General features: G+C 45.8%; 18 protein-coding genes and 2 riboswitches. Of the genes, 2 read left to right on the forward strand and 16 right to left on the reverse strand.

Annotation, left to right across the window (positions count from 1 at the left end):
• Positions 1-13: 13 nt before the first annotated feature.
• The 8 genes from AC0THY_RS17660 to AC0THY_RS17695 all read right to left on the reverse strand — a co-directional run bounded on the left by AC0THY_RS17660 (position 14) and on the right by AC0THY_RS17695 (position 10,301).
• Entirely contained in the window at positions 14-1,144 is a 1,131-nt protein-coding gene (locus AC0THY_RS17660) for a glycosyltransferase (RefSeq protein WP_489991909.1), read from the reverse strand.
• Between the two features lie 21 nt (positions 1,145-1,165).
• On the reverse strand, positions 1,166-2,134 hold the full coding sequence (locus AC0THY_RS17665; protein ID WP_489991910.1) for a glycosyltransferase family 2 protein: 969 nt from the start codon (positions 2,132-2,134) through the stop codon (positions 1,166-1,168).
• 59 nt (positions 2,135-2,193) lie between these two features.
• On the reverse strand, positions 2,194-3,288 hold the full coding sequence (locus AC0THY_RS17670; RefSeq protein ID WP_489991911.1) for a glycosyltransferase family 4 protein: 1,095 nt from the start codon (positions 3,286-3,288) through the stop codon (positions 2,194-2,196).
• Between the two features lie 63 nt (positions 3,289-3,351).
• The gene (locus tag AC0THY_RS17675) at positions 3,352-3,975 is read right to left on the reverse strand and encodes an acetyltransferase (protein WP_489991912.1); all 624 of its coding nucleotides are present in this window, start codon (positions 3,973-3,975) and stop codon (positions 3,352-3,354) included.
• A complete protein-coding gene (locus tag AC0THY_RS17680) occupies positions 3,965-6,211 on the reverse strand; it encodes a sugar transferase (protein WP_489991913.1) in 2,247 nt (748 codons plus the stop codon). The genes AC0THY_RS17675 and AC0THY_RS17680 overlap by 11 nt, the downstream gene beginning before the upstream one ends.
• A 38-nt stretch (positions 6,212-6,249) precedes the next feature.
• Positions 6,250-7,386, reverse strand: coding sequence for a DegT/DnrJ/EryC1/StrS family aminotransferase (locus tag AC0THY_RS17685; protein WP_489991914.1), 1,137 nt, complete (start codon positions 7,384-7,386; stop codon positions 6,250-6,252).
• Positions 7,387-7,405: 19 nt separating this feature from the next.
• Complete coding sequence (locus AC0THY_RS17690; RefSeq protein ID WP_489991915.1) at positions 7,406-9,268, reverse strand: polysaccharide biosynthesis protein; 1,863 nt, start codon at positions 9,266-9,268, stop codon at positions 7,406-7,408.
• 166 nt (positions 9,269-9,434) lie between these two features.
• Complete coding sequence (locus tag AC0THY_RS17695; RefSeq protein WP_489991916.1) at positions 9,435-10,301, reverse strand: anthrax toxin lethal factor-related metalloendopeptidase; 867 nt, start codon at positions 10,299-10,301, stop codon at positions 9,435-9,437.
• 149 nt (positions 10,302-10,450) lie between these two features.
• Positions 10,451-10,535, reverse strand: a riboswitch (cyclic di-GMP riboswitch).
• Positions 10,536-10,713: 178 nt separating this feature from the next.
• Positions 10,714-10,797, reverse strand: a riboswitch (cyclic di-GMP riboswitch).
• A 706-nt stretch (positions 10,798-11,503) separates the two neighbouring features.
• On the opposite strand from AC0THY_RS17695, the gene AC0THY_RS17700 reads away from it, so the two are divergent.
• Positions 11,504-13,141: an ABC-F family ATP-binding cassette domain-containing protein gene (locus AC0THY_RS17700; protein ID WP_489991917.1), complete on the forward strand. Its 1,638-nt coding sequence runs from the start codon at positions 11,504-11,506 to the stop codon at positions 13,139-13,141.
• A 260-nt stretch (positions 13,142-13,401) separates the two neighbouring features.
• On the opposite strand, the gene AC0THY_RS17705 is transcribed toward AC0THY_RS17700, so the two are convergent.
• The 7 genes from AC0THY_RS17705 to AC0THY_RS17735 form a co-directional block, all read right to left on the reverse strand.
• On the reverse strand, positions 13,402-14,016 hold the full coding sequence (locus AC0THY_RS17705; protein WP_489991918.1) for a hypothetical protein: 615 nt from the start codon (positions 14,014-14,016) through the stop codon (positions 13,402-13,404).
• A gap of 114 nt (positions 14,017-14,130) precedes the next feature.
• Positions 14,131-15,147 (reverse strand): UDP-glucose 4-epimerase GalE, encoded by a 1,017-nt coding sequence (galE, locus tag AC0THY_RS17710; protein WP_489991919.1) that lies wholly within the window; start codon positions 15,145-15,147, stop codon positions 14,131-14,133.
• 67 nt (positions 15,148-15,214) lie between these two features.
• Positions 15,215-16,330, reverse strand: coding sequence for a phosphotransferase enzyme family protein (locus tag AC0THY_RS17715; protein ID WP_489991920.1), 1,116 nt, complete (start codon positions 16,328-16,330; stop codon positions 15,215-15,217).
• A complete protein-coding gene (locus tag AC0THY_RS17720; RefSeq protein WP_489994218.1) occupies positions 16,330-17,256 on the reverse strand; it encodes a nucleotidyltransferase family protein in 927 nt (308 codons plus the stop codon). The genes AC0THY_RS17715 and AC0THY_RS17720 overlap by 1 nt, the downstream gene beginning before the upstream one ends.
• Positions 17,257-17,269: 13 nt before the next feature.
• Positions 17,270-18,154 (reverse strand): carbohydrate ABC transporter permease, encoded by an 885-nt coding sequence (locus tag AC0THY_RS17725; RefSeq protein ID WP_489991921.1) that lies wholly within the window; start codon positions 18,152-18,154, stop codon positions 17,270-17,272.
• Between the two features lie 15 nt (positions 18,155-18,169).
• On the reverse strand, positions 18,170-19,072 hold the full coding sequence (locus AC0THY_RS17730) for a carbohydrate ABC transporter permease (protein WP_489991922.1): 903 nt from the start codon (positions 19,070-19,072) through the stop codon (positions 18,170-18,172).
• 115 nt (positions 19,073-19,187) lie between these two features.
• On the reverse strand, positions 19,188-20,567 hold the full coding sequence (locus AC0THY_RS17735; protein WP_489991923.1) for an ABC transporter substrate-binding protein: 1,380 nt from the start codon (positions 20,565-20,567) through the stop codon (positions 19,188-19,190).
• A 330-nt stretch (positions 20,568-20,897) separates the two neighbouring features.
• On the opposite strand from AC0THY_RS17735, the gene AC0THY_RS17740 reads away from it, so the two are divergent.
• A complete protein-coding gene (locus tag AC0THY_RS17740) occupies positions 20,898-21,821 on the forward strand; it encodes an AraC family transcriptional regulator (RefSeq protein WP_489991924.1) in 924 nt (307 codons plus the stop codon).
• Here the strand turns inward: AC0THY_RS17740 and AC0THY_RS17745 are convergent.
• The gene (locus tag AC0THY_RS17745; RefSeq protein WP_489991925.1) at positions 21,818-23,716 is read right to left on the reverse strand and encodes a beta-N-acetylhexosaminidase; all 1,899 of its coding nucleotides are present in this window, start codon (positions 23,714-23,716) and stop codon (positions 21,818-21,820) included. The two genes, AC0THY_RS17740 and AC0THY_RS17745, sit on opposite strands and share 4 nt — an antisense overlap.
• Positions 23,717-23,718 lie beyond the last annotated feature (2 nt).

Below are 23,718 nucleotides of genomic sequence, written 5' to 3' on the forward strand. Positions count from 1 at the left end.
GCTCTGCACATTCTCAGCTATAGTATTTTTCCAGCATTCGCACAGTCTGATTAATACTGCATCTTTCCAGTCGTTCTTTAGAAACTTCTGCTTCTAGTCTTAATACAAGTATCTGCAGAATTTTCTCAGCCCACTCTTTTGCCGACTTATCCAAACTAATAAAATGACATAAGCCACAGTCCACATCTCTAGTAATCCTGTCTGAGCAAAAACACTTCAATTCTGCTGCCTGAGCTTCTATCGTAACCAATGCAAATCCTTCAAAAAGCGATGGAAGTAAAAATCCCTCATGACACTTCATAATTTCAGGCACATCCTTTCTATTCCCTAAAAAATGAATGTGATCCTGCATATTTTCTTTTTGGGCACGTTCCTCAATTTTGTTTCTCAAATCACCATTTCCAATCCAGGAAAATTGAATTCTAGGTTCCAGATGAACCATTTCTTTTACAATCTCATACAAAAATATCGGATTCTTTTGCTCATTAAATCTTCCCACTGTCATCAGATAGATTCCATCTCTCTCCGGTATATTCAGCTCTTTTCGATATTTTTCTCTATCTACTTTGCAATCTTGAAATCGCTCCAGATCAATTCCATTATAGAGTACATGACATTTATTGCTGTTTCTCCACCTTTTCCCATATAAATAGTCATTTGCTTCCTCTGCACACCCCAGCATTATCGTTGCATTATGCCAAATAAGGGATTTCATAACGAAACGATAACAACTCACTAATACTTTTTTTAAAGAATTTACTGCATATTGACTTTTTGAATTGTGTGAATGACAGATCCGTACCTTTATCCCTGTCCGTTTTGCCGCCAACAAATTCACTGCATTAAGCAAGTCCATGTTTCCATGAACAACATCGTAAGGACCTGTTTCCTTTAAAATCTGTTTTAGTTTTTTATAATGTAGTCGGATCTTTCCAAGGCTTCCTAAATCACAGGTGCGGTAAATATGTACGCCAAGAGCTTCTGCCTCATCCTCTCGAAATTGTCTTGAATTACCATCATCATCCAGCGCTAGAATAAAAGTAATGTCATACTTTCTTCGATCTAGTTTTTTTACCACATTCAACACAAACCCTTCTGTTCCCCCAGCAGCCAATCCATGCAAAATGTATGCTATCTTTCTCATTTGCATTACTCCATTCTTTTGCTAATTTCTCTCCTGTCTACGTCTGAACCAATCATACAAACCTTCCACATAAATAGCCAGAAATACAAATCCTTTTTCTTTTATCTCAATTTTTGAATTTTTTATAAGCAGTCCTTTTCTTCTCTTTAACTGTCTTGACATTTCTTTTGCATCCTGCCGATATTCCTCATATTTCTTTGCTTCATACCGTATATTCAGTGCAGTGCGGAACCACTTCCGCAAACCATAATCTTTCATTTCAGGCGCATTATCTGCTAAATAGGTATACATATACCAGTATATTTCACCAATTTCAATTCTGGACTGATCAAACTTCTTATGGGAAAAAGATACTGGATTTTGCCTCCAGTAATAAAACCTTTGCTCACATCCTACAATCCTCTGAGCCCGGTGAAAAACCTGACAGTTGAGTTGACCATCTTCAATTCGTCCTGGTTGAAATTGTACTCCCTTGCAGATCTCCCTTTTATACATCTTTCCCCATACCGATAGGTACTGCCAGTCAATTTCACTTCTTGCAAATAGTTTATCATACATTTCATCTTTTTGATAGATACGCCACAAAAGACTCTCTCCCTGCTGTACAATATCTAAACTGGCTTTATCCTTTGTTGCTAAACATTTTACAATGTCCGCATCATATTTAACTGCTGCTTTCATCCACTGATCAAACATATCCTTTGCCAGACAGTCATCACTATCCACAAATGTAATATATTCTCCTCTAGCTTTTTCTAAGCCCGCATTTCGTGCCGCTGATATTCCTCTATTTTCCTGATGAATCACCTTAAACCTTGAATCCTCTGCCACATATCTATCGCAAATTATTCCGCTCCCATCCTTACTTCCATCATCCACAAGAATAACTTCAAAATCTCTATATTTTTGACTTATAATACTCTCAATACACTCTCCTATGTACTTTTCTGCATTATATATCGAAATAATTACTGATATTTTAGGCATCATTTATTCTCCCACGTTAAATTTTTTCCACTTTTACTCACTCTGATACGAATTTTTATTTATCATCTCAATCTCATCATAGTCTCTTCTACCACGAATCTCTTATCAAACTCTTTCGCTACTTTCTTCCGGGAAAACTCGCCCATTTTCTGTTTTTCTTGATAGGGCATCAAGAGAAATTTTTCCAGCATTCCCCTCAAATGCTCCGCATGTTTTGGTTTGATTAGAAATCCATTTTTGCCATCTTCGATGGCTTCTCTGCACCCAGCCACGTCACTGGCAATCAGAGGTCTTCCCATGGCCCCTGCTTCCAGAAGTGTATTCGCCATACCTTCATGGTAAGAAGGGAGGACAAAACAATGACTATTGCCAATAAAAGGCCGCACATCCTCCTGATATCCACAATATCGGATCACACCCTTTTTTTCCAGTTTTTCTACTAATTCTCTATAATTATCCTCATAGGGACCTACCACATCCAGCTCCGCCTGAGGGTATATGCTCTTTAATTTTTCGAAGGCGCTAAATAATTCGTCCACACCTTTTTCTTTCATCACTCGGCCGATAAATAGAAACCTCGTTTTTTCCTTTTCCTCCGGGTATGCAGTGAAACGATAATCTTCCAGATTTACTCCTGCTCCGTTTAATCTAAAGGTCTGTTCTTCTTTGACAATTTTATACTTTAAGAAGGTTTGTCTGTTTTCTTCATTTTCAAAAAATACGACACTGGCTTTCCTACATGCTAATCGATACATGAGAGTGACTATCTTGCGCATCATGCCATCCTGCAAAAAGGCTGTTCCTAATCCAGTGATATTGACCACATAAGGCGTTCCAGTCAGCCATGCCGCCATGCCGCCGTATATATTAGGCTTGATGGTATAAGTAATTACCTGATCCGGACGAACCTTTCTCATCATGTTCCAGTACCGTAGAAAAAGTTTTCCGTCTTTCACCGGATTCATACCTCTTCGGTCTACACAGGTATTGAAAAACTGACATCCTTTTTCTTTGAACCGTTCCACATAGTTTCCTTCCCCATAGGGAAGAGACAGATAGACCTCGCCCCCTTCCTTTTGCAACTCTTGGATTAATTCTTTGCGAAACTTATATAATCCGATATCCAGATTTGCCAGTATTAAGATCTTCTTTCTCATGTCTCTTCCTCCGATGTAACTTACTGTTTATCCGTTGAAACTCTTTGCAGAATTTCATTTAAACTATATTTTTTTCGCCGGAACTCCTGCGTATACCCCTGAGTCTGTAAGATCCTTCACCACTACAGATCCTGCTCCCACTGTTATCTGACTGCTGACTGTGATATTGTTCTTGAGCACTGCCCCAGCTCCGATATGGCACATCTCACCTATTTTCACAGTCCCAGCCACCACTGCCCCAGGAGAAATATGGGTATACTCCCTAATCCGACAGTCATGTTCAACAATAGCTCCTGTGTTGATAATGCAATGCTGTTCGACTTTCGCGTCTGCATTTATAACAGCTCCCGCCATCACCACTGTACCTGCCCCTACGCATACACCTTTTCCCAGTACCGCTGCCGGATGTACCAAAGTCGCAAATTGAAGCTTTCTATATCTCTGGGCAATTTTCCTGCGAATGGCATTATCCCCTATCGCAATCACAAACTCACACGTCTGCCAATCCTTCTCTGTGTTCCGCTCTTCAGCAAGACGCACCTCCCCCAACACCGGATACCCAAAATGCTCCTCAATATCCGCATTGTCATCCAAAAACCCCTTCACCTTATACCCACACTTCTCCGCCAGATCCGCCACCACTTTCCCATGGCCGCTGGCGCCTATTATAATCAATTCAATTTCCATCCAGACTGTCCTCATTTATTAACCAATAGCAATGCATCCCCAATTTGTTCGGTGCTATAAAGTCCGTGTTTTTGTCGTCTCCCACCCAGGCCGTGTTACGGCAGGGGACATCCAGTCTCCGCTTCATAATCAGGTAGGCCAGATCGTTGGGTCTTCGAAATGCCTTCACATCTCCGTTTCCGGCTAGCTCGTCTGTGATCAGAATCTCATCTACCAGTGAGCGCAACCCCAGGCTGTCGATCTTTCCATTCTGCACTTTAGGATCGCCGTCTGTGATAATTCCTATGACTTTTTTCTGCATGTGCAGCTCCCTGAAAACTTCTTCCACTCCGTCGTAGAGCCGGATCGCCGGCTTGTGATCGCGGATGGCATTTAAACACTTGTCCCGCAGCTCATCCGTATAGATTCCCTCCTCGTGGAGAACGGTCTCCACCGGAAGCTGGCCCTTTTCGAATGCTACACACATCTTGTTGAACGCATTCTTAACCTGGGGGAGCAACTCTGCCACCGCGTGATAGCCGCTGCGCAGATACTCCTTTTTGGAGTACAGGGTGTCGTCTAAGTCAAACAGATAGGCGTCCACTCCGTTGTCCATGTGGAGCAGTTCCTTTAAATCGTGGATCTCATAGAGCCTTCCGGTGTCTTTGTTCAGACACACGCTCTGCTCAAAACGGCTGAACACCACATCATTGTCCGCCGCATTTTCCCGGTAAGAAAGCGGGTTTCCCAAAAGTAAGTCTATCACTGCTCTGGGCGTGTCCGCGCCGGCCCGGATGGTCACCGGAGCTGCCTCGTCAAATCTGGGCTCCAGGCGTATGTAATAGTTTACTCCCGTCTTCTCCTGCTTTGTGAGCTTGATGGTGAGAGGTCCGCAGGGCTTAAAGGCCTCAAGTATTCTCTTGGTTTCCTCAATCATCTCCTGATCGTGCACTACTCTGAACTTTGAAACCTCGTTGTTGTTTGCCTCCTCCATGGCCCTTGGGGTGATGTAGACCGGGTTTCCGTCCATATCACAGAAGGTGTCGATGACATAGACCTTTCCCTCCACATAAGGACGTAACAGATAGTTGCTGCATTTGGATGTACAGTAACGCGCGTCATCCTGGCTGTGGGCTAACATCGTCTGTTGGATATTGTCGTTCTCATCCAGCACTTCCACCAGGCACGGATATCCGCTGTCATAATGCTCCAGATTGTCAACCGCCTCGGTATACCGGACTTTGCAGCTGCCGAAAAATTTTCTCGTCCATTTCTTGTTGCTGCAAAGGTTTACAATCTCCTCCCTGCTGACCAAGACCTTGGTTCCTATTTTGTCAAATTCCTGGTGATAGTGGGAGAACAGCAGAAGCTCTCTCTCCTGAAAAGGGATTACCATATCAATCTTCTCTTTTTTGCACAAACTCAGTATCTCCCGAATATACTCAGGATTGTCCAGCTCTGAGGTCTTCAGTACCTTATGACAGTAGAGCAGCCCCGGATCTGTCTCTGTGCTGGAAGAACCGTAAATCTGAAGACCCACGCCCAGATTGTCCGCTGCATACAGAAAGGTCTGTATCAGCTCTACTCTTTTTCCCACACTGGAAAAAAGGATGTTTATTCTCTTTCGTTGGCTGGTAAAGCTTCCCCGCTGCCGCTTTGTCCCCTGAAATACCTCCACAGTGGCTGAGGTGTAGGCGCTGATCCCCACCCTCGCCAGTACCTTTACAAGAGTTAGAAAAAAAATCTTCAGATCCATCAAAAAGCTGATGTTCTCCACATACTCCAGGTCGTACTCAAACTTCTCCTCCCAGCTTATGGCATTGCGCCCATTTACCTGGGCCCATCCGGTCAGCCCGGGCAGGACTTCGTGCCGCCGTCTCTGCCTGGCGCTGTATAGGTTAATATAGCGCTCCAGAAGCGGCCTGGGACCGATAAAGCTCATATGGCCAAACAAAATATTAAAGAATTCCGGTATCTCATCCAGGCTTGAAGAACGAAGAAATTTACCGAATTTCGTAAGCCTCTCCCCGTCCGGCAACAGATTGCCGCTGCTGTCTTTTTCGTCTGTCATAGTCCTGAATTTATACAACATAAATATCCTGCCGCGGTAACCCGGACGTTCCTGCTTAAATATCACAGGGCTGCCCAACTTGACTCTGACCAGTATCCCCACAACCAGGTAAATTGGACTGCATATAATTATTAAAAGGAGAGAAAAAATAATATCCAGTATTCTCTTCACATATCTCTGATACATTGGGCTGTCTCCTCTTTCCTTTTCTCTTTTTACGTGTCCTATTTAAACAGACCTCTTATGATCCCCACAATCTTCTCCATATCTTCCCCCGTATTCTTAATATCACTGGGCAGGCATACGCCTCTCTCGAAGATGTCTTCCGAAACCGGCCTGTCCTCCCCGGTACGATGGGAGTAAAATTTACATTCCGCAAAAACCGGCTGCATATGCATGGGTTTCCACACGGGCCTGCACTCAATATTCTCCTCCTCCAAAGCTTTCATCACATCCAGCGGTTTCACTTTGGACTCCGGCGCTATGGTCATGCATGAGAGCCAGAAATTCGGTGTGCTGGATTTGGCGTCATAGGGATTCATGGCAATCTCCTGAATATCCCCAAAGGCTTCCGTGTAATTTTCATAAATCCAGCGTTTTTTCGCGATATGCTCATCCAGATGCTTAAGCTGTCCTCTGCCCATTCCCGCCAGCACATTGGACATGCGGTAATTGTACCCGATCTCTCTGTGCTCATAATGTCTCGCCGGCTCCCTGGCCTGGGTAGCCAGGAACCGGGACTTCTCTGTGAGCTTGGGATCACTGCACGCCAGCATTCCTCCCCCTGAGGTGGTGATGATTTTATTTCCATTAAAAGAATAGATACCTATAGACCCAAAGGTTCCGGTCTGCTGGCCTTTATAGACCGCTCCCAGACTCTCCGCCGCGTCTTCTATGACCGGCACCTTATAATGACTGCAGATATCCCTGATTTCATCCATTTTTGCCGGAGTCCCGTACAGATGCACAAGGATCACTGCCTTTGCCTCCGGATGTGCCTCAAGTGCGCGGTTTAAAGCCTCCGGCGACATGTTCCAGGTTTCCGGTTCCGAATCTACAAATACAAGCTTTCCCTTTTCGTAGGCAACCGGATTGGCGGACGCGGAAAAGGTAAGGCTGGAGCAGATCACTGTGTCCCCCTGGCGGATTCCCAGCAGCTTGACTGCCAGATGCAGGGCCGCTGTGCCAGAGCTTAAGGCAGCGCAGTCTGCTATTCCCACATACTGCGCCAATTCCCTCTCAAAAGCATTGACATGAGGCCCCAGAGGAGCCAGCCAGTTGGTATCAAATGCCTCTTTTATGTATAACTGCTCCTCCCCGTGCATAGTTGGGGAGGCCATATAAATCCTCTTTTTTTCCATAACTATCTCCTCGCTCTCGTCACTGCTGTATGGTATACTCCGGAACCAGTTCCTTTACCATATCCCTGATCCGGCTGTCGCCCTGGTACGCGGCCTGCCTCAGCCTCTCGATTTCTTTAAACAGGACTTTAGCGTCCAGCATGGACGGATGACCGATAAAAATACGGTTATTCAGGGTCTTCTCCTTATTGTCATCGTCAATCAGCAGCTCTTCATATAGCTTTTCTCCGGGACGCAGACCCACAACCTTGATGTCTATATCTTCATATGGCTTGTGGCCTGAAAGCTTGATCATATTTTCTGCCAAATCCATAATTTTTACAGGCTCACCCATATCCAGGATAAAGATCTCTCCTCCCTTTGCATAAGCCCCTGCCTGCAGCACCAGGCTGACCGCCTCAGGTATGGTCATAAAATACCGGATGATCCTGGAGTCTGTCACTGTGACCGGTCCCCCCTCCTGGATCTGTTTTCGGAACAGGGGAATCACGCTTCCGTTGCTCCCCAGCACATTGCCAAAGCGCACTGCCACGTACTCCGTCTCTGAGTGGGTGTCAAAAGCCTGAACAATGAGCTCGCAGATCCGCTTTGAGGCCCCCATAATATTGGTGGGCCGCACCGCCTTGTCTGTGGAGATCATGACCATGCGTTTCACATGGCTCCTGGCTGCCGCCTCCGCTACATTGAAGGTGCCGCAGACATTGTTCTTGATGGCTTCACAGGGACTTTCCTCCATCAGAGGAACATGCTTGTGGGCCGCTGCATGATAGACCAGGTCGGGTCTGCAGGTTTCAAATATGGTATGTATTCTTTCCCTGTCCTGCACAGTGGCAATCAAGACCTCCAGCTCTAGCTGCGGATATCGCTTCTGCAGCTCCAGTTGAAGCATGTATACGTTGTTTTCGTAGTTGTCTATGATGACCAGCTTTCTTGGGCTGTACTTGGCAATCTGCCGGCAGAGCTCGCTTCCGATGGAGCCGCCTCCTCCGGTCACCAGCACCACCCGGTCTTTCACGTAATCCATGATGGACTTCAGGTCCACCTTCACCGGGTCGCGTCCCAAGAGGTCCTCAATCTGCACTTCCCGAAACGTGGAAATATTGACCTCCTGGTTGATCAACTGGTATACACCTGGCATTATACTCAGTTTACAGCCGGTGTTTTTGCAGATCTCCAGGATCTTTCTCTGTTCAATCCCTTTTAAGCTGGGTATTGCAATAAAGATCTCCTGAATCTTATATTTTGTGACTGCGCTGGTGATCTTCTCCCTGCCGCCAATGATGGGAACGCCGTTTAAAAAGCTACCCTTTTTGGCCGGATCATCGTCAATGATGCAGGGAATTTTGCGGTTTACATGCTTGCTCTCCAAAGCTTCCTTCAAGATAATGCTTCCCGCACTTCCTGCGCCGATCAGCAGGGTGTTTATCTTCTTCTCCGGCTCCGGTCCCCCCGTTTCTCTGAAGGGCTTTAGAAGCTTGGGAGCAAAGCGCACCAAAAGGGTCATTGCAGCCAGAAAAATAAAGTACAGGATGAAATAGCTTCTGGGAATATACAGTTTAAAGATAAAATGCATACCCAGCATCTGCAGCACCGAGCAGTCCACACACGCCATAAGAATATTTCCGAACTCCACGATCCCCGCGTATTCCCACACGCTGGTATAGAGCCTGAAAAAACCAAATACAAGGAAGGTACAAATCACATTTATCGGAGTATATATAACAAGCGTCCTCCAAAAGCTGGGATCAATACTTTGAAAAGAACAATCGAACCGGACAAAGAGCGAAAAAAAGGAAGTGAGGACAATCACTACCAAGTCAATCACCAAAAGAGTGATCTCACGCTCTGTTCCATTCCATAAGCTTCTTACTAACTTTCTCATCAGGGCACCTCAATATCCATAGTCTTCCATAGCAGTGCCGTATTACAGTACTGTTTATTGGTGCTATCCTATCACACAAGCGTCATACCGATGTCACGCAAGTGGGCTGCAAGAGTCTTCTTGCAGCCCACTTCTTAATTTCTGTCATTTTTTATCTTGCTTTGGTTTACTGTCCGTAGTAAACAGAATTTACATAGTCGATTCTCGCATCTGTGATCAGTGAAATACAATCTTTCACGTATTTATATGTTTCCGGGCGGCTGCTTTTCAGAGCGGAGGGAGATGTGTAGTAATCTCTTACAGACTCTGCAAAATATTCACTGTTGTTCTTTGTGACATATGCCTTGTTGCTACCGGAATAATTTCCTGCTTCTTTTTTGTAGATGCTGACAAACTCTGGTGTGGAGTCTTTCAGTCCAGCTACGAAAGATACAAAGTGTCCTAATTCATGTAATAAATAACCTTTGTTTGCAACTTTTAAAGTAACCTGCTGATTTCTTGCATCAAACAGTCCTGCGTACTTTGCGTTGGAATCCATCACTATTTTGAAGTTCAGCTCTTTAAATGCTTTTACGATCATGGGGCTTACGGTTCCGGACATGCTGTCGATGGAAATGTCGCCTTCGTCATCAGAAGCATCCTCATGTAACTCACCGCTTGCATCTTTTAAATCCTGATTTGCGGTTCTCTCACTCTTTGTTGTTTTAACGGTTGTCTTAACCGTTGTCTTAATGGTTTTTTTCTTAGCTGCAAACTTTGTAACGGTAGTAGTTTTTACTGTGGTAACTTTTGTTACATTGCAATTATCTTCTGTGTACTTTTTTGTATTCTTTTTGGTTTTAACTTTCTTAGTTGTTTTTGCTTTTGCTGTTTTTTTCAGCTTTACAACCTTTGTACTCTTCTTTGTGGAAGTGGTTGTGGTTGTCTTTTTATTGGATGCTGCCTGTGCGTCCATTGTGTTTGTATAGAATACTCCACTGCATAAAAACATTGCTGCCAGTGTAATAATAAAAGCCTTTACAAATTTTTTCATGATTGCTGCCTCCCTTTAAATTTCTTGGAAGACACAACCCACAGGATTTAAAAAACCGCCTGCAGAACCTTCTTCTGCTGGCGGTTGCCTTTTCTTGCATTAAAAGAGAATACCTCTTTCCCTGCAATGAACACATGAAATAAATTTCACGCGGCAACCGGCTGTCATAATCTTTCGATCTTAGACCCTATGGCTTTGTGTCCCTGCCTTTCGACAGGTTTACCAAACATTATTTATTGTTATTGAATCGTCATCAGTTTATTACTAACTTACCGTAATATGATGTAGGATATCAATTAACAACTACAGGGAAGTGTATTATGATATAAAAAACCATCTATAGAAACTATAGACAGTTGCTTGCACTTTACACTATAATAGATATTAATGATATATCCATACACATAAAATATGCGGCAACCGGCTGTCATAGTCTTGCGACCTTAGACCCTTAGCTTTGCGTCCCATCCTTTCGGAAGGTTTGCCTTTATTGAATATGACTTTTTTGTTACCTTTATAATACTCCTGCATTACCTATTTGTCAATAGTTTTTCGGTATTTCTTTCATAAATTTTATAACCATTTTACTGTTCAAACGTGTCCCGTCTGCTACTTGCGTTACCACCCGAGCGACTGCTTTCTCCAGAACCTACTGGAACATAAAACTTCCCCAAAGCACCGTTTAGAAATCGTCTGACTAGCACCATCTCCCGCCTATGGGAAACAGCATCCTCCGGTGCGGGGCTATGCTTCGGGGACAATTGGCGTGCGTTTTTAATGAAGATGAAATCTTCTGCTTACGGAAACTTAGGGACGAAGGTTCTCCTGAGTCTCTTAGTTGTAGTTTGCAGAAAGTTCATCGGAATGCTGCACGCGTCCACAAAGCATAGCCCCGCGCCGGAGGATGCGTCCGCTTATAGACGAACCTCCCCGGCTGAACTGTTACACATTTTTAGCAAATTTCGGCAGATATCCCTTGCATTTTTAGGATTATCAGTTACAATAGAAAGGACGTAACTATTCAGCAGGTCTGCGCATTTACTGCGCAGACCGTGAGAAAATGATTCAGGAGTGCAAAAATCTCATCACCGACGGTGATTTAAATGGAGTTTTGCATGTAACTGTGAAGGTACTGAACAGTTACAAAGGGACGATGCAAATCGGTAGAGATAGAATGAAGAAAGAATAAATGAGGTTTAAAAATGATTAGTGCTAACAATGTAACACTGCGTATTGGAAAAAAGGCATTATTTGAAGACGTGAATATCAAGTTTACGGAGGGGAACTGCTACGGTCTTATCGGCGCCAACGGCGCTGGCAAATCTACCTTTTTAAAGATTCTCTCCGGCAAACTGGATACTACAAACGGTAGCGTTGCCATCACTCCCGGCCAGCGTCTTTCCGTTTTGGAGCAGGATCACTTTAAATATGATACTTATACGGTTCTGGATACTGTAATTATGGGAAACCAGCGCCTCTATGACATTATGAAGGAAAAAGAAGCCATCTATTCCAAGGAGGATTTCACCGACGAGGACGGTATCCGTGCCAGCGAACTGGAAGGTGAGTTTGCAGAGATGAATGGATGGGAGGCGGAATCCGATGCCGCTACGCTCCTGAACGGCCTGGGTATTGACACCGAGCTGCACTATTCCCTGATGGGAGATTTAAACGGCAATGAGAAGGTTAAGGTGCTTTTGGCCAGAGCCCTGTTCGGCAACCCGGATATCCTGCTTCTGGATGAGCCTACCAACCACCTGGATCTGGATGCCATTGAATGGCTGGAGGAATTTTTGATTAACTTTGAGAATACCGTGATCGTCGTTTCCCATGACCGTTACTTCTTAAATAAAGTGTGTACCCACACAGCAGATATTGACTATGGAAAGATTCAGCTCTATGCCGGCAACTATGACTTCTGGTATGAGTCCAGCCAGCTGCTGATCCGCCAGATGAAGGAAGCCAACAAGAAGAAAGAGGAAAAGATCAAAGAGCTGCAGGAGTTCATCTCTCGTTTCAGCGCCAATGCATCCAAATCCAAGCAGGCTACCTCCAGGAAGAAGGCCCTGGAGAAAATCCAGCTGGACGAAATCCGTCCCTCCAGCCGAAAATATCCCTACATTGATTTCAGACCCAACCGCGAGATCGGAAATGAGGTTCTGATGGTTGAGAATCTCTCCAAGACTATCGATGGAGTAAAAGTGCTGGATGACCTTACATTCACACTGGGCCACAACGATAAGGTGGCTTTTGTGGGGGGAAATGAGCAGGCTAAGACTGTGTTCTTCAAAATTCTCATGGGGGAGATGGAGCCGGATGAGGGAACCCTGAAATGGGGTGTCACCACCTCACAGGCATACTTTCCAAAGGACAGTACAGAGGAATTTAACAATGATTTAACCATCGTAGACTGGCTGACCCAGTTTTCAGAGATCAAGGATGTCACCTATGTCCGTGGCTTTTTGGGGCGAATGCTCTTTGCCGGGGATGATGGTGTGAAAAAGGTAAAGGTGCTCTCCGGTGGGGAAAAGGTCCGCTGCCTGCTCTCCAAAATGATGATTTCCGGAGCAAATGTGCTGATCCTGGATGAACCTACCAACCATCTGGACATGGAATCCATCACTGCGCTGAACAACGGGCTGATCAAATTCCCTGGGGTGCTGCTGTTCGCCTCCCATGACCACCAGATTGTGCAGACCACTGCAAACCGGATCATGGAGATTTTGCCGAACGGTAAGATGATTGATAAGATCACCACCTATGACGAGTACCTGGCCAGTGATGAGATGGCGAGAAAACGCCAGGTGTACACAACGGATGGAAATCCGGAGGACAATTGATTTAGTAGTTTTTTACAAAGTATGACCGCTATGACATATATGATTGCATGGTACCAATCTGCCGCGTAATGAAGGGGCTGTCGCAAAATGTAAAATTTCAACAAGATATGGTTTCTGGCTAAAATCCAGCAACAACATCTTGAATGAGAAATTCATTTTGCGACAGCCCCTTAAACCTTCATTCGTGAAACTGTTGGCTAATCATAAAAAATAAAGTTTGTGTAGATACAAATGTTTGCTCATCAAAATAGTACAACGAATTACTTAAATTCTTTGTAATCGAAATAAGGCTTATAAGATGACGTATAATGAACATGTCCCTCCAGCTCATAGGGTAAATCCATATACTGGTACTTATCAAACTCCTCCGCTGGGATCTGGCGCAGCCCTATCCGCTTTGTTCTAATTTTAGATTTTTTCATTGTTACAAGGCGAATGCTCTCCACTCCCATGTGCGTTGACCGGACTATAAATCCGTTTGCTTTTGGATAGGCATAGACGGTTACATGGCTCTCTCGCACGGTCCCCACTTTAACTGCCCTACCCATTTTATAAGTATAGACCAGTATTCTCATGTCCGCCTCACACGATCCGTACTGAATCAGAAGTTCTGCAGTCCTGTCCTTATTTACATCCGTCAAATAGTAGTTCCACATATATGGCTTATTTACACCCGTCCACGTCTTTTGCATTGACTTTACTTTTTTTAAATATACTTTTTTCACCTTTGTCGGCATCTTCTTTACACATTTCTCAGACGCTTTCCCAGGCAGACGGCGGCTCATTGTCCTCGCTTCCAAATATTTTCCCGCTTTATAGAGATTCAGTACCTGACGAACGCTTGCTTTAACAGCAGCCTCTGATTTCAGTACCATATTGAGCGGAACTGCTGTAGGAGAAAAAAGGCTGCTGTAGCAGCCATATATACACTGGAGAAGTAAGCCGGAATACCACAAACCGGAGTATGTCTCCATACTCCGGCCCGTTATTTATTCATTATATCCATTAGGATTCTGGCTCTGCCATCTCCAGGAGTCCTCGCACATCTCTTCGATTCCATACTCTGCCTCCCAGCCCAGTTCTTGTTTCGCCTTGGACGGGTCCGCATAGCAGGTAGCGATATCGCCGGGACGGCGATCTTTGATCTGGTACTTAATCTCTTTGCCGCAGGCTTTCTCAAACGCTTTCACTACATCCAGTACACTGTAGCCAGTGCCGGTTCCCAGATTATAGATATAAACGTCCGGTTTGTCCCCGAATTTCTTGAGTGCCTTTACATGGCCTCTCGCCAGGTCTACTACGTGAATGTAGTCTCTCACTCCGGTGCCATCATGGGTATTGTAATCGTTTCCGAATACGCCCAGGCACTCCAGCTTGCCCACTGCCACCTGTGCAATGTAAGGAACCAGATTGTTAGGAATTCCCTTGGGGTCCTCACCGATCAGACCGCTCTTATGCGCTCCGATAGGGTTGAAGTAGCGCAGCAACACTACATTCCACTCCGGGTCTGAGATGTGCAGGTCTGTAAGTACCTGCTCTAACATTCCCTTTGTCTGCCCATAAGGATTTGTGATCTGTCCCTTAGGACACTCTTCTGTTATTGGAATAAAGGCAGGATCTCCGTAAACGGTGGCGGAAGAACTGAAGATAATGTTCTTTACCCCATGTTTCCTCATCACATCACAGAGATTGAAGGTACCTGTCATATTGTTATGGTAATATTCCAAAGGTTTCGCCACAGATTCTCCCACTGCTTTCAGGCCTGCGAAATGAATGACGGAATCAATCTCTTCCTTATCAAATATTTCGTTCATTGCCTCTTTGTCCAGAATATCTGCCTTGTAGAACTTTACTTTCTTGCCCGTAATCTGCTCTACACGCTCTAAAGCCTTCTCACTGGAATTGTACAGGTTATCCACCACCACAATCTCGTATCCTTCGTTTAACAACTCAATACATGTGTGGCTGCCGATATAACCCGCGCCGCCCGTAACTAAAATTGCCATCTGAGCTCCTCCTTTAAAACAACTTTTTTGTATGTATACAATATTTCCGTTTTTAATTATAACGCAACTACTGATACTTGGCAACTATTTCTTTCATCTTATCCCACTTGGCCTCCATGTCTGACACCAGCTTGAACTGAGTGCGGGCACGGTCCAGGTTGTGATGATCCCTGTGGGTCTTGAAGTATACATCCCCCTCCAGGTAGTCCGTCAAAAAGCGCATGCCGCATTCATAGGTCATCACTTTTGCACCCATGGGCATCATCTCGATCTCCTTAGCCGTCAGGCTGCCGCCGCATCCTTTGATAAAGCCCTTGGTATAACATTCAAACAGATCCAGGCTGCAGCTTACCTTGGAGAGATCTACCTCGTCCTCCGCCCCGGTATTTGCGCCAAAACGGATGCTGTCTCCAAAGTCGTGGATCGCCAAACCAGGCATAACCGTATCTAAGTCAATCACGCAAAGTCCTTTGCCGCTGGTCTTGTCCAGCATAATGTTGTTCAGCTTTGTATCATTGTGCGTTACTCGAAGAGGCAGTTCGCCGGCTGCAAGCATATCACCCAGCACATTTGCTGTCCCTTCCCGATTCAGGACAAACCGGATCTCCTCCTGTACGGAGGCAGCCCTTCCCTTTATATCTGCAGCCACCACTTCTTTGAATCTGGACAGTCTGGCCTTTGTATCATGGAATCCTGCGATGGTCTCGTGGAGTGTCTCTGCGGGATAATCAGCAAGCAGCCTCTGGAAATTTCCAAATGCCACCGCGCTTGCGTAAAAGTCCTCCGGTTTCTCTACAGAATCGTAGCTGAACGCATCCTCGATAAACGCGTAAGCTCTCCAGTATTCCCCGAAGGAATCCACAAAGTACATCTTGCCTGTCTTTGTGGGTATGAGATTTAAGGTTTCACGCTCCGGATCTCCGCCTTGCTCTATAATCCTTTTTCGCAGATAGGAGGTAACTCCAATGATATTCTCCATCAGCTCTTCAGGCTTTGTGAAGATTTCCTTGTTCATATGCTGGAGAATATAACGCCGGCTGCTGCCATCCTCCTGCCTGTAAATCAAGCAGAAAGTATCATTGATATGGCCGCTTCCATAGGGACCCTTCTCAATCAGCTCCCCTTCAAATGCGATTTGCGCCACAGCCTCGTCCATGCCGCGGCAGTTTTCTTCTCTGCCCATTATTTTTCCTCCCACAAATGCTGTGGATACAAGCCGCTGTCTTTCAAAGCCTTAATGGCATTCACAACATATTCTTTGTCCTCTTTATACGTAACACCATACCATTTGTCCAGGGATTTCAAAACCTCCACGGTAGCCTTCTGCTCAGCCAGCAGTTCGTTTACTACGGACGGAAGGAAATACTCACACTTCAACGGATTCTTTTCCAGATTTTCATCCAGGAATTTCGGGAAGCGGTCCTTCAGCTCCTGCAGAATGCTCTTGCTGAATCCCCACATGTTCATGGACACTGTGCTTCCCTCCGGTATCTCTGTCCAGGTAGCTCCATCATCCTCCGTATAGGCAGCCTTGCCGTCTCTGCGCTCGATGTGAGTCCTCTCATTGATCCCGGTCAAATAGTTATTTTCATCTGTGACGCACACCCCTCTGGCCACATGGCCGTTCTCAGTGAGGGTGTTCTCCAGCACATAACCAACCATAGTGTAACGGTATTTGTCATCATCCTCATGGGTAGAGAGATAGTCATAGATCATCTCATAGGCATGTTTGCCGTAGTAGTCATCCGCGTTGATCACTGCAAACGGTCCGTCAATGGCGTCCATGCAGCTCAGAATCGCATGTCCGGTTCCAAACGGCTTTACTCTTCCCTCCGGCACGGAATATCCCTCCGGAAGATCATTCAGATCCTGGTAAACATACTCTACCCCAATCCTTTTTTCCATACGATCGCCAATGCAGGCTTTAAAATCCGCCTCATTCTCTTTTTTGATAATAAATACAACTTTCTCAAAACCGGCCCTGATTGCGTCATAGATGGAAAAATCGATAATGATATGTCCTTCCTCATCAATGGGGTCGATTTGCTTTAACCCACCATAACGGCTGCCCATTCCAGCAGCCATAATTACTAATACTGGTTTCATAATAAATAACCTCCTATTAACCTTTCACTCCGCCTCCAGTTACACCTGCGATAATCTTCTCCGAAAGGAAAATATACAGCAGGAAGGTAGGCAGGAATACGATAATCACGGCTGCGAAAAGTGCACCGTAATCTCCGTTCTGCTTCATTGCAGAAATGATGGTAAACAATCCCACACCAACAGACCGTTTGGAGTCTGTGCTGGCGAATACCAGGGACATAAAATACTCATTCCATACAGCCAGGAAGTTGAAGATGGTAACCGTAATGATACCTGGCTGTGCCAATGGAAACATGATCTTCCAGAAGGTCTTTATGGGAGAACAGCCGTCGATGGCAGCCGCTTCCTCATAGGATCTGGACAAGGTCGCAAAAAAGTTGATCAGGAATGTAGTTGTATACGGTATGTTGATCGCCACATATAAGAAAATCAGTAAAAACCTGGTTCCGTTTAGATGCATTTTTGTGGTGATATTCAAAAGCGGAAGAATAATCATGATAGCCGGAAGACTCATAGCCATTACAAAACCACTTTTGATCGGTTTGTTTCCAATGAATGTAAATCTCGCAAGCACATAAGCTGCCGGAGAACAGATCAGGATCAACAGTATACAAGAAACTGTTGAATACAGCAGAGAGTTCATAAAATAGGTAGATACATTCTGGATCGTCCATGCCGTAGCATAGTTCTCCCAGTGAAATCCGCTAGCAAATTTAAGGGTATCGCCGCGGAAAATCTCTCTGGATGTAGAAAAACTTGCCGCTACAATCCAGCCAATCAGAACAAAGGTAAAAACAACCCAGATAACCAGAAATATATATCCTGGCAGCAGGTGGAGTTCTTTTTTCAGGTTAAATGGCTCCATCTGTTTCTTCTCTTTTTTCTTTCCGAATAATGCCATATGAATCCCTCCTCCCTAATATTCCAGATCATCATCTTTAACCAAATGGTTAATGATAAAGAATACAACCATAACTGCCAGTGCCAATACACAACCAATCGCAGCTCCTGCGCCTGCGTCTGTTACCCTCACAGTCTTGTCGCCAAACACCAAAGAGTACATGTAGGTCATTGGCACCACCGTACTACTCTCCATGTTCACTGGCGAGAACATCTTGGTCCAGACGAAAAACGCCACCGCATTGATACTCCAGAAGGTCAAATTCATTTTAAAAGTTCCCTTGAGCAGCGGAACCGTGATATTGGTAAACTGTCTGAAACGGTTTGCACCGTCAATGGTGGCTGCCTCAAACAGATCCTCCGGAATCTTCTCGATTCCGCTGATCCAAATCAGCATGTAATACCCCACAGCACCAAAGCAGAAGGCGATGAGCAGTGCCCAGAACTTGGTATCACCACTCAGCCACTTGATCTTTGCCAGGGAGTCCAGTCCTAACGCGCTGAAGAAGTTGTGGAATAAACCATATCTCTCATTGAATGCATAGTACATCCACATTGCCGCCAGTGCTACTGCGCTGACTACGTTGGGCATATAAATGATTGCCCTGAAAAAGCTCTTTCCCCGGACACCACTGGTCAGAATCACTGCTAACAGCAATGAAAGCACCATTACAATCACGCCGCCGATGGCCCAGATCTTTAAGATATTCATCATAGAAATCTGGAACATATTGGAACCGAAAATATTTTGATAGTTGGCAACACCGTTGAACACCCATTCGCCAAGAGACGCACTTGGCCTCTCAACTGCGAAAAAACTCATAAGGATGGTTCGGATTACCGGGTAGACATAGACGATGGCAAACATCAGCAGGGCTGGTGTAAGAAATACCGCCATCATTTTTTTGTTTTTCTTCATAGATGCCCCTCCTTTTCTCTACTTTCCCATGCGGAAGACTGCCTTCTTGAAAGAAAAGGCGGCAGTTAATATCTGCCGCCCTGTGTAAGTCGCCCGCAGGCGTCATGCCGTATGCTTATTTGCTGGCTGCCTCAAGTCCATCAACAAATTCCTGTGCTGTGCACTCACCGGTGAATAACTTTGTACCCCAGTCAGAAATAACTGTCTTCATATCCTGGTTGTCGTCAATACCGCAATCCCACTCATAGTTCTTGGTTGCTGCACTGAAAGCGTCCTGGCAGTTCTTGATCAGTTCCGGCCACTCTGTGTTGTTCGGGTCTGCAGGAATAGCGTCAGATGCTGCGGAGAGCTTTGCATCGCCTTCGCCTGTTACGATCTCGAGAGCCAGCTCGAAAGCTGCCTGTGCATTCTTGGAATCTTTGCTGACAGAGATACCCTGTCCGCCTACCATCATAGCTTCTGTTCCGTCAACACCACCCTCAACTGCCGGGTATGAGAACATGCCCCACTCAAACTCGCAAGCTGTGTTGTTGATGATCTCAGAAGGTACCCAGGTAGCGTTCACTACCATTGCAGTCTCTTCATAACCAACCTCGTTCTCTCCTGCAGGATAAGCAGCGGGAGCGTACTCGGAAAGGTAACCGGCTTTTACGAACTCTTCCATATCCTGAGCCATCTTCAGAACGCCCTCGTTCTCAGCCCAGTTTCCGTTGTTAACTACATCTTTAACAGCATCCTGACCGATATATCTTGCCAGGTGGTAACCCAGGTTCAGGTTAATATATGCGTCATCCAGAGCAAGCGGTGTATATCCGGCATCTTTGATCGCCTTGCAGACATCTAAAAACTCTGCCCATGTGGTCGGCTCAGATACTCCAACCTCATCAAAGATGGCTTTGTTGTAGAACACACCTGATCCGTATGGCTGGTAGGGAAGGCAAACAAGAGATCCTGCCCATCCGGTAACAGCGCTTGTCAAAGCTTTGTTGGACTTAGCCTCATATCCGGCTGCTGCTGCCATGTCATCCAGAGGCAGTGCATAGGTGGAGAACTGTTGGGAAAGTCTCTGGAAATCATCCTCGTAGAGGTCAATCGTCTCTCCGGCATCCAAAGATGCAGCGATCAGAGTCTGGATATCACGGCCCTTGAACTCTACCTTTACAGTGTTTCCTGACTTCGCTTCATAGTCTGCAATGATCTCTTCGATTGCAGTCGCCTGAGTGGAGCCTGCGTCCCACATGGACCAGTATACAATGTCGCCGTCTGCTTTCGTGTAAGATCCGTCTGCTGCTGCCGGCTCAGTCTCACCATCGGGTGCCTCCGTTGCCTGAGCATCTGTATCGGGAGCCTCTGTATCAGGAGCTTCTGTTTTCTGAGCTTCTGTTGCAGCAGGGGTGGTTGCCTCTGTCTCAGCTTTCTTGTCGCTGCCGCATCCTGCGGTCATAGCAGCTACCATAGATACACACAATAATACACTGACTAATTTCCTTTTCATACTTTTTCCTCCTAAATGTTTTATAAATGTTCTGTAATCTGCAAAGTTTTGATTTATGTATTTCCCTTTGCTCTGATGTATTTATTATATCACTTATGTCCAAAATTTCTTTATATTATTCATCCAATTCTTTGTACTTTTGCATCTTTCGTTTTAAATTTGCATAATTAAGTATGGTCAATTTATCTCTTTTTATCTATTTTCTCCATTATTTTGCACAATAATTTCCATTTTTTTTAGCACTACCGCCCAAAGAATTTTCTTTTTCTATTGCTTTTTTCCTGAAATCGATTATCATAATAGTATGCATAAAGAGAAGGAGGGCTTGCTATGCAGTATGAAAGCGTTACCCTAAAAAAACCGGTCATCATTGACAAAGTCTACACAGTACACTACTTTGAATATATGAGTGATTTTACTTTTTCCGGGGAGTCACATGACTTCTGGGAGTTTCTCTGCGTGGACAAGGGTGCGGTAAACGTCATGGCTGACGGACGGCAGTATCATTTGGAGAAGGATGATATTATCTTCCATAAACCCAACGAATTTCACGCGCTGAACGCCATTGACAAAATTGCTCCCAATCTGGTGGTGATTTCTTTTGAATGCAACTCTCCCTGTATGGAGATTTTCAACAACCGTATTACCACCATCCAGGAGCACGAACGCAACCTGCTCGCCCACATAATCCTGGAGGCACAAAACGCGTTTTCTTCTCCCCTGAACGATCCCCTGCTCTCGCACCTGGTGCGCAGGGATGATCCGCTCTTTGCCTGTGAACAGATGCTCAAGCTGAATCTGGAAATGTTTCTGATCGGCCTGATCCGCCGCCTGGCACATCCTACTCTGGGCATTGCGGAGGAGACCAAATCCCTGAAGAAGAAGAATGACACCGAAATTTACCAAAGAGTAATCGCCTATCTGGAGCAAAACATACATAACAAACTCTCTATTGACCAGATAGCCCACGACAATCTGGTTGGGCGTTCCCAGCTGCAGAAGCTTTTCCGTCAAAAACACGGCTGTGGTATCATTGAATACTTCTGTCAGCTGAAGATCGATGCCGCAAAGCGGCTAATCCGCGCCAATCACATGAATTTTACACAGATTTCTGACTACTTAGGCTATACATCCATACACTATTTTTCAAGACAGTTCAAACAATTTACAGGTATGACGCCCTCAGAGTACTCTTCTTCCATTAAAGTGCTTTCTGAAAAACTGGTCGTCAACCACAACAGTAAATCTGATTAAACGCCCGTCACATTGCCCGGTGCGGCAATGTGCTCCCACAGGGGGCAGGTACAGCCACCCCTTGCTGTCTCCGGTTCATAGGGAAGGGGGGATTCCTCCAACTCAGGCAGCTCATTGTATTTCCCCCCGCACCAGCCTGACAGTCTGCTGGCTGCTGACTCCAGCCTAGCCTTTATACCGCCCATGCGTATGTCCAACACCTCATATCCAAAAATCTTATTTTCCCGCTCCCAGACTCTTCTTCTTCTCTCCCTAAGCCTCTCCAGACATTCTATGCAGACAGGAATCACCTCTCCGGCCAATATCCCGGCCTGACGTCGGTCGCCTCTTCGGTAAGCATTGCGTATCCGTATTCCCAAATCTGCCTTTTGCTCCAGAAACAGCGCAAGCCCGTGATAGTATTCGAACAAATCTCGCCATTCAGAAGCACGCTCACAGGCCTTTGCCAGCTTTTTGGACAGGACTTTATAGTATATACCCAGCTCTGCCCTTGCATTTCCGCCGTCAAACAATCCCAGGAGAGGATCTTCATAGCAGAGATATTTTGACGGGTTGCACTCTTTCCAGTTAACTGCCCTGTCCAGGCAGACCAAGTCGGGCTCCTCCAATAGCATTACGTCCTCAAGTCCGCTGCCGCACAGAAAGGTCAGCCACTGATCCAGCTCCTGGTCCGGGATCTCATGTCCAAACCCGGCCTCCGCAAACGAGACTACTCCGGGAAGTCCGGATACTGCCGGTGTCTCAGCCCCATTGTCCTGCCAAAGGGTGCAGACCACCTGCCTCACTTTCATACTCCGGCATGCTTTCATGGCGGCGTTTGTGGTGGCAGCAGCCTTGGAGTAATTTGGCGCCAGGCCGTTCCAGGTCCATGCGCCCCCGGCAAACCACACATCCCCGGACAAGGTCTGATGGATCTTCAAATACTCTTCGTAGGTCTGGGGCTCGCTGTGATAGTAGTCCCAGTACACCATAGCCAATCCCCCCGGTGGTTTCAATTCGTCTGTAAAAGCTTCCATCCGCGGGGCTCCATAGTACTCTCCCCCGCACACACTTCTCAGATACATGTCGCTCCAAATCATAGGCTCTACATCATATCTTCCGCAGATTTCCATCACTCGGTCCATGTGTTCTCTCATCAGTTCTAGCCTGTCCCGGTAACCGTGTTTCTGAAAATAGGTTCCCTGTCCCATCCCCATGGCCTCGTCCATTCCGATATGAAACCTCCTGGTGCTCAGACATTGAGTGAGGGTGCGTATCATAGTTTCTATCAGTTCGTAGGTTTCCTCCTTCCCCACCAGCAGCACATCCGAAGTATCCCGGAATGCTTTCATTGCCGGATATTTGAGAGGTGTGCGCAGATGTCCCAAGGTCTGTATGCAAGGGATCACTTCTATGCCCAGCAGTCCGGCCCACTGGTCAATCTGCCGCAGTTCTTCCTTGGTATACCTCCCCCTTAAAGTCCCGAAATAGGGGTATCCTTCTAACTCATAGGTATCCTCCATATAGAGGAATAAACAGTTCATTCCCAGACTGGCCAGGACAGTCAGCCAATTTTTGAGATTGTCCATATTTGGCACTGCATTTCTGGAGCAATCCAGCATCACTCCATTGGACGAAAAATGGACGTTTTCCTCAAACGTCCATTCTTCGGAAGTAATGTGCTGGAGAAGCTTTGCTGTCCCACGGTAAAAATGAGCCTTTTCCCTGTAAAAAATCACTGCCTCCCGGCCATGCTTTTCCACCCGCAATGCCTGCCTATCCCACTTTCGGGGAAGAAGGATGAGTTTTTCCTCTGTACAGATCCCTCTTTCCCTCTCCCAAAAAGTCAATCCAGCCGCAAGCTCCTCATTTTCACCCCTCAGTTCCAGCTGCAGTCCGCCTCCCGCTCTCACCATAC

It is taken from the genome of Ruminococcus sp. 8Y-12 (assembly GCF_058119865.1).

Bases quoted from the DNA above. Each gene is read 5' to 3' on its own strand.
- AC0THY_RS17700 (WP_489991917.1), top strand. From the start codon at position 11,504: ATGATTAGTGCTAACAATGTAACACTGCGTATTGGAAAAAAGGCATTA.
- AC0THY_RS17690 (WP_489991915.1), bottom strand. From the start codon at position 9,268: ATGAGAAAGTTAGTAAGAAGCTTATGGAATGGAACAGAGCGTGAGATC.
- AC0THY_RS17740 (WP_489991924.1), top strand. From the start codon at position 20,898: ATGCAGTATGAAAGCGTTACCCTAAAAAAACCGGTCATCATTGACAAA.
- AC0THY_RS17660 (WP_489991909.1), bottom strand. From the start codon at position 1,144: ATGAGAAAGATAGCATACATTTTGCATGGATTGGCTGCTGGGGGAACA.
- AC0THY_RS17730 (WP_489991922.1), bottom strand. From the start codon at position 19,072: ATGAAGAAAAACAAAAAAATGATGGCGGTATTTCTTACACCAGCCCTG.
- AC0THY_RS17745 (WP_489991925.1), bottom strand. From the start codon at position 23,716: ATGGTGAGAGCGGGAGGCGGACTGCAGCTGGAACTGAGGGGTGAAAAT.
- AC0THY_RS17715 (WP_489991920.1), bottom strand. From the start codon at position 16,330: ATGGGCAGAGAAGAAAACTGCCGCGGCATGGACGAGGCTGTGGCGCAA.
- AC0THY_RS17695 (WP_489991916.1), bottom strand. From the start codon at position 10,301: ATGAAAAAATTTGTAAAGGCTTTTATTATTACACTGGCAGCAATGTTT.
- AC0THY_RS17705 (WP_489991918.1), bottom strand. From the start codon at position 14,016: ATGGTACTGAAATCAGAGGCTGCTGTTAAAGCAAGCGTTCGTCAGGTA.
- galE (WP_489991919.1), bottom strand. From the start codon at position 15,147: ATGGCAATTTTAGTTACGGGCGGCGCGGGTTATATCGGCAGCCACACA.
- AC0THY_RS17675 (WP_489991912.1), bottom strand. From the start codon at position 3,975: ATGGAAATTGAATTGATTATAATAGGCGCCAGCGGCCATGGGAAAGTG.
- AC0THY_RS17725 (WP_489991921.1), bottom strand. From the start codon at position 18,154: ATGGCATTATTCGGAAAGAAAAAAGAGAAGAAACAGATGGAGCCATTT.
- AC0THY_RS17735 (WP_489991923.1), bottom strand. From the start codon at position 20,567: ATGAAAAGGAAATTAGTCAGTGTATTATTGTGTGTATCTATGGTAGCT.
- AC0THY_RS17670 (WP_489991911.1), bottom strand. From the start codon at position 3,288: ATGAGAAAGAAGATCTTAATACTGGCAAATCTGGATATCGGATTATAT.
- AC0THY_RS17665 (WP_489991910.1), bottom strand. From the start codon at position 2,134: ATGATGCCTAAAATATCAGTAATTATTTCGATATATAATGCAGAAAAG.
- AC0THY_RS17685 (WP_489991914.1), bottom strand. From the start codon at position 7,386: ATGGAAAAAAAGAGGATTTATATGGCCTCCCCAACTATGCACGGGGAG.
- AC0THY_RS17680 (WP_489991913.1), bottom strand. From the start codon at position 6,211: ATGTATCAGAGATATGTGAAGAGAATACTGGATATTATTTTTTCTCTC.